Origin of the sequence: Cellulomonas sp. CW35 (assembly GCF_052378485.1) — a bacterium.
In the GTDB taxonomy this organism is placed as follows: domain Bacteria; phylum Actinomycetota; class Actinomycetes; order Actinomycetales; family Cellulomonadaceae; genus Cellulomonas; species Cellulomonas uda.
The window spans coordinates 1,218,442-1,232,795 of the sequence record NZ_CP199000.1 but is presented as its reverse complement, the minus strand read 5'-3'; the positions used below and the strand labels follow the sequence as shown (position 1 = coordinate 1,232,795).

12 protein-coding genes are annotated in these 14,354 nt (G+C 75.2%); 4 read left to right on the top strand and 8 right to left on the bottom strand.

Going from position 1 to position 14,354, the window contains the following annotated elements:
- Entirely contained in the window at positions 1–528 is a 528-nt protein-coding gene (locus tag ACT17Q_RS05750; protein WP_268533557.1) for a hypothetical protein, read from the bottom strand.
- Positions 529–700: 172 nt separating this feature from the next.
- Here ACT17Q_RS05750 and ACT17Q_RS05745 point away from each other — a divergent pair, with 172 nt between their 5' ends.
- Together ACT17Q_RS05745 and ACT17Q_RS05740 are read left to right on the top strand one after the other, a co-directional pair.
- Positions 701–1,789, top strand: coding sequence for a LysM peptidoglycan-binding domain-containing protein (locus ACT17Q_RS05745; protein WP_444665082.1), 1,089 nt, complete (start codon positions 701–703; stop codon positions 1,787–1,789).
- Positions 1,786–2,394 carry an Rv3235 family protein gene (locus ACT17Q_RS05740; protein ID WP_141317981.1) on the top strand — a complete coding sequence of 203 codons (609 nt, stop codon included), beginning with the start codon at positions 1,786–1,788 and terminating at the stop codon, positions 2,392–2,394. Before ACT17Q_RS05745 ends, ACT17Q_RS05740 begins: the two co-directional genes overlap by 4 nt.
- A 131-nt stretch (positions 2,395–2,525) precedes the next feature.
- Here the strand turns inward: ACT17Q_RS05740 and secA are convergent, their stop codons facing one another.
- The 5 genes from secA to ACT17Q_RS05715 form a co-directional block, all read right to left on the bottom strand.
- Positions 2,526–5,291 carry a preprotein translocase subunit SecA gene (gene secA / locus ACT17Q_RS05735; RefSeq protein WP_141317983.1) on the bottom strand — a complete coding sequence of 922 codons (2,766 nt, stop codon included), beginning with the start codon at positions 5,289–5,291 and terminating at the stop codon, positions 2,526–2,528.
- Positions 5,254–6,258 (bottom strand): DMT family transporter, encoded by a 1,005-nt coding sequence (locus ACT17Q_RS05730; RefSeq protein ID WP_444665081.1) that lies wholly within the window; start codon positions 6,256–6,258, stop codon positions 5,254–5,256. Before ACT17Q_RS05730 ends, secA begins: the two co-directional genes overlap by 38 nt.
- Before the next feature lie 71 nt (positions 6,259–6,329).
- A complete protein-coding gene (locus ACT17Q_RS05725; RefSeq protein WP_369826324.1) occupies positions 6,330–7,667 on the bottom strand; it encodes a winged helix-turn-helix domain-containing protein in 1,338 nt (445 codons plus the stop codon).
- A gap of 139 nt (positions 7,668–7,806) precedes the next feature.
- On the bottom strand, positions 7,807–8,439 hold the full coding sequence (hpf, locus tag ACT17Q_RS05720; RefSeq protein ID WP_444665080.1) for a ribosome hibernation-promoting factor, HPF/YfiA family: 633 nt from the start codon (positions 8,437–8,439) through the stop codon (positions 7,807–7,809).
- Positions 8,440–8,664: 225 nt separating this feature from the next.
- A complete protein-coding gene (locus tag ACT17Q_RS05715; protein WP_444665079.1) occupies positions 8,665–9,504 on the bottom strand; it encodes a ComF family protein in 840 nt (279 codons plus the stop codon).
- A gap of 276 nt (positions 9,505–9,780) precedes the next feature.
- Between ACT17Q_RS05715 and ACT17Q_RS05710 the strand changes: the two genes are divergently transcribed.
- Positions 9,781–9,948 (top strand): hypothetical protein, encoded by a 168-nt coding sequence (locus ACT17Q_RS05710; protein ID WP_166771971.1) that lies wholly within the window; start codon positions 9,781–9,783, stop codon positions 9,946–9,948.
- 43 nt (positions 9,949–9,991) lie between these two features.
- Positions 9,992–10,903: a PH domain-containing protein gene (locus tag ACT17Q_RS05705; RefSeq protein ID WP_444665078.1), complete on the top strand. Its 912-nt coding sequence runs from the start codon at positions 9,992–9,994 to the stop codon at positions 10,901–10,903.
- A 48-nt stretch (positions 10,904–10,951) separates the two neighbouring features.
- Here the strand turns inward: ACT17Q_RS05705 and ACT17Q_RS05700 are convergent, their stop codons facing one another.
- Together ACT17Q_RS05700 and mtrB are read right to left on the bottom strand one after the other, a co-directional pair.
- Positions 10,952–12,652 (bottom strand): LpqB family beta-propeller domain-containing protein, encoded by a 1,701-nt coding sequence (locus ACT17Q_RS05700; RefSeq protein WP_444665077.1) that lies wholly within the window; start codon positions 12,650–12,652, stop codon positions 10,952–10,954.
- The gene (gene mtrB / locus ACT17Q_RS05695; RefSeq protein ID WP_444665076.1) at positions 12,649–14,352 is read right to left on the bottom strand and encodes an MtrAB system histidine kinase MtrB; all 1,704 of its coding nucleotides are present in this window, start codon (positions 14,350–14,352) and stop codon (positions 12,649–12,651) included. Before mtrB ends, ACT17Q_RS05700 begins: the two co-directional genes overlap by 4 nt.
- Positions 14,353–14,354 lie beyond the last annotated feature (2 nt).

Genomic DNA, 14,354 nt, shown 5'->3' with positions numbered 1-14,354 from the left:
TCAGCCGGACCGCACGACGAGCAGCGTCTCGAACGCGAACGTCCAGCCCGCGGCTCCGCGCGCGGCGTCCGCGGGCGTGACGTCGACGTGGTCGGCGCCGACCCGGTCGATGCGCCCGGAGACGCTCACGCCCTGCGCGTCGACCCGCACGAGCGTGCGGTCCCGCGCCACGGCGCGCAGCGCGTGGCCCAGCGCGAGCCGGCGCTCGACCTCGCCCGCGGTCGGTGCCGCCCACGCGCCGAGGCCGACCACCGCGGTCACGGCCGCCGTCGGCACGAGCGCACGTCGGACGCCGTCGGGCGCGAGGAGCACCCACTGCGGCGCCGCGTCGACGACGACGCCGTCGACCGTCTGACCGTCGCGCAGCACGAGTCGCAGCGTCGTCGCGCGCGCGGCCCGCAGCCGGTCCGCCAGGTGCACCTGCGCCCGCTCGGCACGCGTCAGCTCGGCGACCTCGTCACGCAGGTCCTGGGCCCGAGCGGCATCGAGACCGCTCTCCAGGTCCGCGAACAGCGCCTCCCACCGCACGCGCCCACGGTAGCGGTGACCGATCGTCGGCGGGGCGCTGCCGCCGACCGCGAAGGAGCGCGTCGGCGGCCAGGAGACGGACACCACTGGACAGATCGGACAGTCCTCCGCTAGACCTACGCACATCAAACGTGCTCAAACGACATCATCATGAAGCATGCGGGGGGGAAACATGACCAGCAGGGCACGTCGCCGGCCCTTGGCGACGACGGCCGCGACGCTCGCCGTCGCCGCACTGACCGCCGCCGCGGTCGCGGTCGCGCTCGTGCTGGCCGCACTGGCGGCCGCACAGCCGGACCGGCCCCTGGCGGTGCAGGACGTCGTCAACGTCGCGGTCGCCGCGCTGGGCGCGGCGGTCGCCGCGTGGCTCGCGGTGTCCTGCGCCCTGGGGTCGGCGTGCGTCGCCGGGCGGCTGGTCGGGGCCGGCTGGCGCTCCGGCGAGGCGCTCCTGCGGCGCTGCGCGCCCGTCGTCGTGCGACGGGCCGTCGCAGGTGCCGTCGGTGCGAGCCTCGGGCTCGGGCTCGTCGCGACCGGGGCGCAGGCGGCGCCCGTCGACCCGGCACCGGTGGCGGTGAGCGTCGCCGACGAGGCTCCGTCCGACCCTCCTGCACCCCGCACGGGTGCGGACGGCGTGGCGGAAGGCACGCTCGAGGGCCCCTCGCGGGGCTCGGGCGTCGTCCCCGTGGGTTCCGTGGCGGTCGGCTCGGTCGACTCGGTCCGCGACACCGGGACCGCGCCGCAGGCCCCGGTCGGGGCTCCGGACCCGGCGTCGCCCGCGCTCGGCTGGCCGGTCACCGCACCGACGGACGGCACGTCCCCCACGCAGGGCACTGCCCCCGCGGACGGCGCTCTGCCCCCGGACGGCCCGGCACCCGCACCGGTCGCCGCGGGCTGGGTCCCGACGAGCGGTGCGGCCGCGGACGGCGCGGGCGGCCGGACGGACGGCGCCACGGGAGACCGCGCGCGCGGCGCGAGCGCCGCAGCCCAGAGCGCTGGTCAGACCGCGGGTCGGTCGGGTGACCGGGGACTGGCCACGGCGCCCGACGGCGGCGCGGACGGAGCCGGCGTGGTCGTGGTCGAGGCCGGCGACTCGCTCTGGTCGATCGCCGCCGCCCACCTGCCGCGTGGCGCGAGCGACGCGCAGATCGCCGCGGCCTGGCCGCGCTGGTACGAGGCGAACCGCGACGTCGTCGGGGACGACCCCGACGTCCTCCAGCCCGGCCAGCAGCTCACGGCTCCCGCGACGGAGGCGGCCCGATGAGCGCGCTCACCGTCGCGGAGGTCGTCTCGCCGCTCGAGGACGCGCTCGCCGCCGGGATCGCCGCACCGCGCCGGCCCCGGGCGGGGACCCACCTGCGCGTCGCGGGCGCACCGCGTGTGCGTCCGCTGCCCGACCTGGCGCCCTCCCCCGCCCCCCTGCCCGAGGTCGAGCACGACGTGCGTCCGGTCCACTCGCTGCGCACACGCATCGCCGTGCTGCGCAGCACGGACCGCACGGACCTCGGTGAGGACGCCGACGAGGCGGCACCCGCGGCGCCCGTGGACCCGCGCGCGCTCGTCGGGTCGCTCGCCCTCGCGAGCGTGGAGTCGCTCGTCGGCCGACGCTCGGTCGCACAGCTCGCCCGATGGCTCACGCCCGGGGTCTACGACGCGCTGCACGCGCGCGCCACCGCCTCGGCGCGGGTGCTCGCCGCCCGCGGCGGCGGACGGTCGGTCGTGGTCCGCAGCGTGCGGGGCTGCCGGACGCAGGAGCGTGTCCTCGAGGCGAGCGCGGTCGTGGACGACGGGACGCGCGTGCGGGCGGTCGCGATGCGGCTCGAGGCGCACCGCCGGTCGTGGCGCGTGACGGCGCTCGAGATCGGCTGACCGGCCCACGCACACCACGGCACCACGGCACCACGGCACCACCGCACGACGCACGACGCGACGACGCCGCCGGCTGGATCCCCCGCCGGCGGCGTCTCGTCGTGCTCGTGTCGGCCCGCAGGCCCGTCGCGTCAGCGCTTGCGCTGCTGCTTCGCCGCGCGACGACGGGCCTCGCGGTTGCCCGCGTCGCCGGACGGCGCAGGCTCGTCCTCCGGGGCCGCGGCCTGCGCGACACCGGTCGCGTCGCCGTCCACGGACGGCGCCGAGTACTGCAGCGGGACGCGCCGCTCCGGCCCGTCGATCCCCTTTGCGACCAGGCGCGGGCCACCGCCCGCAGCGGCCGCCGCGGAGTCGGCGGTCACCACGGGACCGTCCTGCACCGAGGTGTCCTCGTCGGTCTGCACCTGGACCTGCAGGTTGTACAGGTAGGCGACCGTCTCCTCCTTGATGGCGTCGGTCATCGCGTTGAACAGCTGGAACCCCTCGCGCTGGTACTCGACGAGCGGGTCGCGCTGCGCCATCGCCCGCAGCCCGATGCCCTCCTTGAGGTAGTCCATCTCGTAGAGGTGCTCACGCCACTTGCGGTCGAGCACGGACAGCGTCACGCGACGCTCGAGCTGACGCATGTTGTCCGAGCCGATCTGCTGCTCGCGGTCGGCGTAGGCGACCTCGGCGTCGGACGCGAGCTCACGCGTGAGGAGCTCGGCCGTGAGCCGCGTGGGTCCACCCGCCTCCTCGACGACGTCCTCGGGCGTGATGGAGACGGGAAACACCGCACGCAGCGCCGTCCACAGCGCCTCGAGGTCCCAGTCCTCCGGACGCCCCTCGGCCGTGGCGCCCTCGACGTACGCGGAGATGACGTCGGACCGGAAGTGCCCGACCTGCTCCTGCAGGTCCTCGCCCTCGAGCACGCGCCGACGCTGGTCGTAGATGACCTCGCGCTGGCGGGACATCACGTCGTCGTACTTCAGGACGTTCTTGCGGATCTCGAAGTTGCGCGACTCGACCTGCGACTGCGCCGACTGGATACCGCGCGTGACGATCTTCGACTCGAGCGGCAGGTCCTCCGGGAAGCCCGCGCGCGTCATCATCGACTCGGCGAGGCCCGAGTTGAACAGGCGCATGAGGTCGTCCTGCAGCGACAGGTAGAACCGGGACTCGCCCGGGTCGCCCTGACGGCCCGACCGGCCGCGCAGCTGGTTGTCGATGCGGCGCGACTCGTGACGCTCGGTGCCGAGCACGTACAGCCCGCCGAGCTCCACGACCTCGTCGTGCTCCGCCGCGACGGCCTGCCGGGCCTTCTCGAGCGCACCGGGCCACGCGGCCTCGTACTCGTCGGCGTTCTCGGCGGGGTCCAGGCCACGTGCCGCGAGGTCCGCGACGGCCATGAACTCCGCGTTGCCGCCGAGCATGATGTCGGTACCGCGGCCGGCCATGTTCGTGGCGACCGTGACGGCGCCCTTACGGCCCGCCTGCGCGACGATCGCGGCCTCACGCGCGTGCTGCTTGGCGTTCAGCACCTCGTGCGGGACACCGAGCTTGCGCAGCTTGGCGGACAGCAGCTCGGACTTCTCGACGCTCGTCGTGCCGACGAGCACGGGCTGGCCCTTGGCGTGCCGCTCCACGATGTCCTCGACGACCGCGTCGAACTTGCCGGCCTCGCTCTTGTAGACGAGGTCGCGCTGGTCGATGCGCTGCATCTCGCGGTTCGTGGGGATCGGCACGACGCCGAGCTTGTACGTGCCCTGGAACTCCGCCGCCTCGGTCTCGGCGGTACCGGTCATGCCCGAGAGCTTGGCGTACAGCCGGAAGTAGTTCTGCAGCGTGATGGTGGCGAGCGTCTGGTTCTCGGCCTTGATGGCCACGCCCTCCTTGGCCTCGATGGCCTGGTGCATGCCCTCGTTGTAGCGGCGCCCGGGCAGGATGCGGCCCGTGTGCTCGTCGACGATCAGCACCTCGCCGTTCATCACGACGTAGTCCTTGTCGCGCTTGAACAGCTCCTTCGCCTTGATGGCGTTGTTGAGGAAGCCGATCAGCGGCGTGTTCAGCGACTCGTACAGGTTGTCGATGCCGAGGTAGTCCTCGACGCGCTCGATGCCCGGCTCGAGGACGCCGACGGTGCGCTTCTTCTCGTCGACCTCGTAGTCGCGCTCGGGCTGCAGGCGGCGCACGACCTTCGCGAACTCCGCGTACCAGCGGTTCGCGTCGCCCGACGACGGGCCCGAGATGATCAGCGGCGTACGCGCCTCGTCGATGAGGATCGAGTCCACCTCGTCGACGATCGCGAAGTTGTGGCCGCGCTGCACGAGCTCGTCCGTGCTCCACGCCATGTTGTCGCGCAGGTAGTCGAAGCCGAACTCGTTGTTCGTGCCGTACGTGATGTCCGCGGCGTACTGCTCACGGCGCTCCGCGGGCGTCATCGACGACAGGATGCAGCCCGTCGTCAGACCCAGGAACCGGAACACGCGGCCCATCAGCTCGCTCTGGTAGCTCGCCAGGTAGTCGTTGACCGTGACGACGTGCACGCCCTTGCCGGTCAGCGCGTTGAGGTACGCCGGCGCCGTGGCGACCAGCGTCTTGCCCTCACCGGTCTTCATCTCGGCGATGTTGCCGAGGTGCAGGGCCGCGCCGCCCATCAGCTGGACGTCGAAGTGCCGCTGCCCGAGCGTGCGGCGGGCCGCCTCACGCACCGTAGCGAACGCCTCCGCGAGGATGTCGTCGAGCGTCTCACCGTCCGCGAGGCGCTGCTTGAAGCGGTCGGTCTCCTCCCGCAGCTCCGCGTCGCTCAGCGACTCGAACGCGTCCTCCAGGGCGTTGACCTGCTGGGCGACGCCCGACAGCTTCTTGAGGATCCGACCCTCACCGAGTCGCAGGACCTTCTCGAGAATCGCTGACACGCATGACTCCTGGTGTAGACGCCCCGTGCGTGGTCGGCGCGGGGTGGCGCGGGCGCCCGGCGGCGTCGCCGAGCCCGACCATGGTAGGCGAGGCAGCGCTCCGTGGGCGCAGGACGACCACAGCAGTCACGAGCAGGATCGCGCCCACCACGCCCCAGGCGCCGAGCCGCTCGTCCCGGACCACGACCGCGAGCGCCGCTGCGGTCACCGGCTCGAGCAGCGACAGCAGGGTCGCCGTCGTCGCCGGCACGGTGCGCAGGCCCGTGAAGTACGCGCTGTAGGCCGCCGCGGTGGGCACCACCGCGAGGAACACGAGCCACGCCCAGCCCGCGGCGTCGTGCGGCACACCCAGCCCGACCGCGGCCGCGTACGGCACGAGCAGGACCCCGCCGAGCGTGAACGCCAGCGCGGTCACGGCGAGCCCGTCGAGCCCGGGCACCGGGCGGGTGTTCACCGCGGTCAGCGACGCGAACGCCACCGCGGCGACCAGCGCGAGCGCGACACCTCCCGCGTCGACCGCGTGCCCCGCGTCGCGGCCCAGCACCAGCGCCGTGAGACCTGCGAGCGCGAGGGCGAGCGCGAGAGCCGTGCTGCGTCCCGGCCACGCCCTCGCCCGCAGCGCCGTCGCGGACGCGACGAGCAGCGGCGCCGCTCCGAGCGTCACGAGCGTCGCCACGGCGACCCCGGCCCGCGCGACCGCCTCGAAGTAGGCGGCCTCGAAGACCGCGATCAGGCCAGCGGTCGCCAGGACGCGCACCGCCGCGGCCCGCGAGCGCGGCACGCCGCGCAGACGCCCGGTGACCGCGAGCGCGACGAGCAGCAGGCCGCCGCCGCCGAGCAGGCGGTAGGCCGCGACCGCGGCGCTCGTCAGTCCGGCCGCGTCGCCGAGCTCGGCTCCCGCCAGACCGCCGGTCCCCCACAGCACGCCGGCGAGCGCGACGAGCCAGAAGTCCCCGCGACGGCCCACCCGAGCTCCCTCCGACACCGCTCGACACGCGCCTGACCTGCGGCGCGGCACCCTCGCCCGATCGCGGCGGCTCAGCGACCGTGCGCCAGCCTACGGGCCAGCGCGACGGCGAGGTCACCCCCGATGCCGTCCGTCCCGAGGACGACCTCGGGCACGCCCGCCCAGCGGCCGACGAGCACGAGCTCGTCCACGAGCGCTGCCGCGACCTCGTCGTCGTCCGGCACGCGCGTCCCCCGCCCCGCCGCCCGGTCCCGGGCGCCGGGTGCGCGGTGCGCGGCCTGCACGACGAGCCGGCCCGAGGCCCGGTCAGCCTTGAGGTCGACGAGCGCCTCGATCGCCTCGTCCATGAGGAACGGCAGGACGTAGTAGCCCCACCGGCGCTGCGCCGCGGGTACGTAGATCTCGATCCGGTACCGCAGCCCGAACAGCTCCTCGAGCCGTCGACGCTCGAACACCAGCGGGTCGAACGGGCTGAGCAGCGCGCGCCCGGTCGCCCGCCGCGGCGTCGTCGCCTCGACGTGGCGGTACGCCTCGCGCCAGCCGTCGACCCGCACGGGCACGAGGACGCCGGCGTCCACGAGCTCCGCCACCGCCCGCCGGGTCGGTGCGGTGCGCAGCCGGAAGTAGTCCGCCAGGCAGCCGAGCGTGCCGATGCCGTGCGCGCGGGCCGAGATCTCGACGAGCGCGCGCACCGCCTCCTCGCCGTCCGGCGCCGGCAGGTCCGCGACCGGGCGCGGCAGCACCCGCGCGGGGACGTCGTACAGCCGCTCGAACGCCGCGTTCCGGCCGCTGACGGCCACGTCGCCGGCGAAGAACAGGTACTCCAGGGCGCTCTTCGCGACCGTCCAGTTCCACCCCCACGCGCCGGTGGGGCGCGGGAACCGCTCGGCGAACAGCGCGTGCACCTGCTGCGAGGTCACGGGACCCCGCTCCGCGACGACCGTGCGCACCTCCTCGAGCACGGGCGAGTCGCGCAGCGGGACACCCTCGACCAGGTGCCCGCCGAACCGCTCGCGGTCCTCCCGGCGGCGCCACTCGAGCAGGCGGTACGTCTCCGGGGGCACGTACGACGCCACGTGCGCCCACGACTCGACGAGGCGGCGCGGCGCACGGCCCGCCGCACGGTCGAGCAACGCGGTGTCGTAAGGCCCGAGCCGGGAGAACAACGGGACCTGGTGGGCGCGCGCGAGCACGTTGACCGAGTCGATCTGGAGCAGCCCGATGCGGTCGACGACCTGCTGGACCTGGCGCATCGTGACCGCGCGCCCCGCGCGGGGGCGGTGCAGCCCCTGGGCGGCCAGCGCGATCCGCCGCGCCTGCGCGAGCGTGTAGCGCTCGGGGGCGGCAGACGCCGCGCGGGCGCCGGCGGCTCGCGCCGCGGTCGGCTCTGTTCCGGTGCTCGTGACCACGCGGTCATCCTGCCGCCGGCCACCGACACGCCTCACCGGCGAGGCGGGACGACGCGACAGCGAGGCGGGACGACGCGACAGCGCCCGGCCGGGGGCGTGCCGCCGGCCGGGCGCGTCGGTCTCGGGAGCCGCCCGGCGGTCAGCCGACCGCCTGCGCGCGCTCGGTGCCCACGACGGGCGAGTCGAGCTTGATCACGCCGTAGCTCCAGCCGCGGCGCCGGTACGCGACCGCGGGCTGGGCGGTCTCGACGTCGACGAACAGGAAGAAGTCGTGCCCGACGAGCTCCATCTCGTACAGCGCGTCGTCGATCGTCATGGGCTGCGCCTGGTGGGTCTTCTCACGGATGACCACCGGCGAGTCGCCGAGCGTGACCTCCACCGCGCCGTCGGCCGCGACCGGGGTGTCGGCCGCGACGGGTTCCTCCTGGGGCGGCCGGACGTCCACGGGAGTCAGCGGAGTGTGGTTGCGGTGGTCCTTGCGTCGGTCGCGCATCCGGCGCAGCCGCTCGAGCAGCTTCGCGAGCGCGAGGTCGAGCGCGGCGTACCGGTCGTCGGCGCACGCCTCGGCGCGGATCACGGGCCCCTTGTCGACGACGGTGAGCTCGACGCGTTCCGAGCTGTCCGCCTGACGGGGGTTGACCTCGTGCGAGACGAGGACGTCGATCCGCTGGGCGCGGGGGGCCAGCTGCTCGACCTTCGCGAGCTTGTCCGTCAGGTGTGCCCGGAACTTCGGGGACACCTCGGTGTGCCGGCCTGCAACCACGATCTCCATGAGAGCCTCCTGGGAGGTGAGGGGCGGCGGGGCCGCCGCCCGATGTCTGCGGTCGTGGCCCTCGAGAGGGCCGCTGCGGGCATCACCTCCTCCACGCGCCCGAGGGTTCGCGAGGAACCCGTCCGTGCGGCGCCGTCGGCTCGGACTGCCACGCTAACGCCGCAGGGGGCACGTGACCACTGTGCGCGCCGGGAACGTCGCTCCCGCGGGCGGAAGGTCCCGGATTCACCCTGTCGGAGCAACCCCACCTGCGGCGACCAGGTGCGTCGGGCCGCGGCCCGCCCCGCGGTCGGCCGGGCCGGGCGTGGACGCGAGAGTGACGGCCGCGCGCGGCGACGCGCCTGCGACGACGAGCGCGCGCTGCGCGGCCGCGAGCGTCGCACCGCTCGTCAGCACGTCGTCGACGAGCACGACGACACGGCCGTGCAGCGCGTCGCGATGCCGCGCCGCGACGCGCACGTCGACCCGGGCGCGGTCGCGCACGCCCCGCCCGACCTGGTCGGCACGGTCACCGCGCCGGCGGCGCAGGACCCGCGCCACACGAGCCGGGCGTCCGGCGGCGCGCAGGCCCTCGGCCACGCCGCGTGCGAGCTCGTCGACGTGCGCGAAGCCGCGGCGCCGCCGCGCCACGGGTGTCGACGGCGCGGGGACGACGAGCACGGGCGCGGCCGGCCGCGAGCGGGGGCGGGGCTCCGCCGCGAGGGACTCGTCGAGCACCGCCACGCAGGCGGCCCCGAGCCGTCGGGCGTGCCCGACGAACGGACGCGTCAGGTCCCGCCGCCCGCGGTCCTTCCACGCGATCACGGCCGCGCGCACCGGGCCCGCGCAGTCCGCCAGCGTGAGCACGGGCAGACCCCGCGCCCCCACGGGGTCGAGGCGACCCGCACGGTCCTCGCAGCGCCACGGGTCCTCGTCGAACGCCGAGCGGCAGGACGCGCACCACGCGACGTCGGCGAGGTCGCACCCCGCGCACCGCACGGGCAGGACCAGGTGCACGACCTGCGCCCACCACGCGCGGACGAGCGCGGCCACCGCCGCGCCGCGCCCCGTCCCGTCGTCCCGCACGCCCCCAGGGTGACGCCGACGGCGCCGCGCGGGACCGGCACGGCGTCCGGCTGGGGACGGGCGCGCCGGGCTGCGGGGCTGGGGTCGGGTGGCGGGGCGGATCGCGCCGGTCTCGCCGACGCCCCGCGCGCCCTTTTCGCACAGTTGCTCCCGGTCTGTACTGTGTGCGCCGTCCGGGACCGCACGCCGTGGTCGCGGATGACCGGCCGGACGACGACGTCTGCGGTGCCCAGCAGCCCTGACCACGCGACGACGAACGAGCCGGAGGGTCCGACCATGCCGCCGAGAGCGAAGAGCATCCTGATCTGGATCGTCGTGGTCTTCGTCATCTACGCCGTGGTGCGCAACCCGGACAAGGCCGCCGACGTCGTGCGGTCCGTGTGGGACTTCATCTACGGCGCGTTCGCGGGGTTCGCGCAGTTCTTCAGCAACCTGGCGGCCTGACGGGCTCGCCGGGGGCCGCTGCACCGGTGAGGAGGTGACGGGTGTGGACGACGACGCGACCCGGATCGTCATGTCCCACCGGCTGCTGCGCCGCTACATCCTGCCGGGCGAGCGCGTGGTGCTCGCGGCGCGGCGGCACTGGGCGCAGCTCGTCGAGCCGGCGCTCACGGCGACGGGCGTGTTCGTCCTGTGCGGCTGGCTCACGGTCGCGCTGACCCCGACGCTGGGGGACGGTGCGCTGTGGGTCTGGTGGCTGTGGGCCGCGGCCTTGGCTCGGTTCGCCTGGCTGGCGCTCGTGTGGCGGGTCGAGTGGTTCGTGGCGACCGACAAGCGGATGCTCCTGCTGACCGGGCTCGTCACCCACCAGATCGGGATGATGCCGCTCATGAAGGTCACGGACATGCGGTACTCGCGGTCCGTGCTCGGCCAGCTGCTCGGCTACGGGCAGTTCCTGCTCGAGTCCGCCGGCCAGGACCAGGCGCTGCGGCAGATCAACTGGGTCGCCCGCCCCGACGCGACGTACCGGGACCTGTGTGCGCTGATCTTCACGCCGGGCGAGGCGCCGCCCCCGGACGGCGAGGACGACGCGGGTCCCCTGCCACCCGCAGTCCTGCCCGCGCGCCCGACCGGCCACGGCCGGCACTCGGCGGCGGCGCAGGACCCCGACGAGACGTCCGACGACGAGCTCGACGACGCGTACGCCGACTTCCCCGACGACGAGCCCGACGAGGACGACGGGCGCTACGAGCCGCACGACACGCAGCCGCTGCGCGTGCGACCGCGCGTCGGCCCCCAGCCCGTCGTCGAGACCGTCGTCGAGCGGTCGTGGGACGTCTCCGAGCCGACCACACGCTTCGTCGACCTGACCGGCCGCGGGCGGCGCCACGAGGACGACGTGCCCGACGCCCCGCCGTGGCCATCGCGTCCGGGCCGCGACGAGGGCCGCGGCCGGTAGCCGTCAAGGCGTGCCGGATCCGCGGCCACCCGGCGGGCGTGCCCGCCGTCAGCCCGGGTACGCCGGGTCCCGCACCCCCTCGACGTGCGTGACGGCCGCCCACGTCGAGCCGACCAGCCGGTGCAGCGTGCCGTCGGTCGTCGCGACGTACACGACGCGCCCGCCCGCGAGGCCCGCGAGGTCGGGGACCTCGGCCTCGGTGGTCGTGCGCCCCGCGACGGGCACCTTGTGCACGAGCACCGACGAGTCGCTCGACCCCACGACGCCGAGCACAGACTCGTCGAGCCACACGACGTCGCTCGCGTCCTGGAGCACCGCACCCGCGCGCACGGGCTCGCCGATGTTCTGCGGCGTGCCCTGCGCGTCGCGCACCACCGCCGCGACGTCGACGGACACCCCGTCCGAGCCGCGCGAGACCACCGCGAGGCGGGTCGCGTCGCGCGCCATGCGCAACGCGACCACCGTGCGCCCGTCGAGCCACTCGGCGGGGACCACGACCGGGTCGAGCCCCTGCTTGACCGCGATGACACCCTCGCCGGGCCGTGCGGTCCACACCCAGCCGAGCCGGTCGACCGACGGTGCGACGAGCCGCGGCCCGTCGAGCAGCACCTGCGAGGGGCTGTCCTCGAGCGGCACCGTCACGAGCGTGCCGGCCGGGTCGAGCATCACGCGGACCGTGCCCTCCTCGTCGCGCGCGGGCGAGCGTGCGCCCACGGGCAGCGGAGCGACGCCCTCGACCGGGCCGAGCCCGTCCTCGCCGAGCGTCACGAGCCGGTCGTCCTGGATCATCTCGACCGGTCCGTCCGGCAGGCCGCCGCGCTGCACCGACCGCGTGTCGACGATCGGCACGGAGCCCGCGGTGACCTTCACCTCGCGCACCCCGGGCACCTGCCGCAGCGTCGCGTCGAGCTGGGCGTACAGGCTCGCGGTGTCGCCCTTGAGCACGGTCGTGCCCATGTCGAGCGGCACGGTCGCGATGCCCGAGTCGTCGACGACGACGGTGTCGGCCTGCAGCTGCACGCCCTCGGGGACGGCCGTGGTCACGGCGTCCCGCAGCCACGGGGACGGGCCGGCGAGCAGCGCGCGCGCGACCCAGGTCTGCAGGTTGTGGGACTGCGAGGGGAACCAGCGCGTCTCGGGCACGAGGAACGTGCCGTCGGCGGACAGGAAGTACAGCGAGGTCGCGCGGAACTGCTTGTCGAAGACCGACTCCGACAGCACCAGACCGTCGGGCGCGTCCGCGATCCGCCACTCCCCCGAGCGGTTGCGCACGAGCTCGTACGTCAGCGCCCGCTGCGCGTCCCGGGGCGCCTCGGTGAACCGCCCGTCCGCGTCGACGCGAGCGGTGAGCGGGATCGTGGCGATCACGGTCCCGGCCTGTGTCGAGGCCGGGATCACGGGGTCGTCGTACACGAGGACCTCGGCGAGCGGCTCCCACGACTGGAGCGCCGCCCCCGTGAGGTACTCGCGCGCCGTGGAGAACTCGCCGACGAAGCCCGCGGCCCCCGCGAGCTGGAAACCCTCGACGATCTGCTGCGGCGTGGCGCCGGCGCGGGGGCCCTCGGCGAGCACGTCGACGTCCCGGCTCTCCGAGACGGTGCCGTCGCCCTCGCGCACCGCACCCGATGTCGGGATCGCCGCGCACGCGCCCAGGGCGGCCGTCGCGACGAGCGCGCCGAGCAGGCGCACCACGCGTGCTCCCCCGCGGCCGGCGGGAGCGCCGGCGGACCGGCGACGGGCCGTGCTCATCGCACCTCCTGACGTTCGCGCGGGTCGGTCGACGGCTCGTCCCCGAGGTCCGGCAGCGCCGCCGGGTCGGTCCGCGGGCGGCTGACGGTCCGCGTCACGGGGTCGGGCGGCACGGTGTCCTCCGGGACGAGCGGGAGCGGCGAGTCGGTCAGCCGGATGCCGGCACGACGCGGCAGCGTGAGCCGGAAGCTCGCCCCGCGGCCGGGGCGCCCCCACGCCTCGAGCCAGCCGCCGTGCAGGTGCGCGTCCTCGAGCGAGATCGCGAGCCCGAGGCCCGTGCCGCCCGTGGTGCGCGCGCGAGCGGGGTCGGCGCGCCAGAAGCGGTCGAACACGTGCTGGGCCTCGTCGGCGGTCATCCCGACGCCGTGGTCCCGCACGGTCACGGCGACCGCGTTGCGGTCCGCGGCGACGACGACCTCGACCGTGCTGGCCTCGGCGTGCTCGACCGCGTTGACGAGCAGGTTGCGCAGCACGCGCTCGACGCGGCGCGGGTCGATGTCCGCGACGCACTCCGACGCGGACAGGTCGACGCGCAGCCACGAGCCGCGTCGTCCCGCGAGCGGGAACGTGTGCTCGACCGCCGCGAGGACCACGTCCCGCACGTCGCGCGAGTCCGCGTCGAGCACGGCGGCGCCGGCGTCGAAGCGGCTGATCTCGAGCAGGTCCGCGAGCAGGTCCTCGAAGCGGTCGAGCTGGGTCTGCAGCAGCTCGGCGGACCGCTTGACCGCGGGGTCGAAGTCGTCGCGCGAGGCGTGGATGACCTCGCCCGCCATGCGGATCGTCGTGAGCGGGGTGCGCAGCTCGTGCGACACGTCGGACACGAACCGGCGCTGCACGGCCGACAGCTCCTCCATGCGGCGGATCTGGTCCTGCAGGCTCGCGGCCATCTCGTTGAACGAGGACGCGAGCGTCGCCATCTCGTCCTCGCCGCGCACCGGCATGCGCTCCGCGAGGTGGCCGTCGGCGAGCCGTTCGGCGACCTCGGCCGCGCGGCGCACGGGACGCACCGCCTGCCGGGTCACGAGCCACGTCATGCCGCCCAGGAGGACGACGAGCGCGGCCGCGGCGGCCGCCAGGGTCCGCAGCAGGAAGTCCAGCCGCTCCTGCTCGGCCTGCAGGCTGTAGAGGAAGTACAGGCCGTACTCGCCGGCCTGCGGCACGGTGACGTCCTGCCCGACGACGACCGCCGGCTCGACGCGTCCGCCGACCTCCCAGGCGACCGACTGCCAGTGCTGGCCGCCCTCGGCCGTCGCGTCCTGCAGCCGTTCGCTCACCAGGTCCGCGAGCGCCAGCTTGGAGCCCGCGACGCCGACCGACAGCGCAGACTCCTCCCCCGGCGCGCGCAGGAGGAACACCTCACGCTCGCCCGTACCGCCGGACGCCTGCGCGGCGGCCACCTCGCGCAGGAGCCGCTGCACGTCGACCGCCGTCTGCGCGTTCGACGAGTCGAACGTCGTCTGCGCCTGCGCGGTGCTGCGCGCGCTCTCGGTGAGGAGCTGCTCGACGCGGCCCGTGTACAGCCCGTCCTTCATGCGCTCGCCGACGTACAGCCCGATCGCGCCGAGCGCCGCGAGGCCGAGCGCGAGCGTCGTCGTGATGACGCGGACCTGCAGCGACGAGCGCCACGCGTGCCCCCAGCGCCGCAGCCGACGGCCCGCGCGCGCCCGCAGCAGCCGCCCGGTCCCCCTCAGCCGCGGCATCG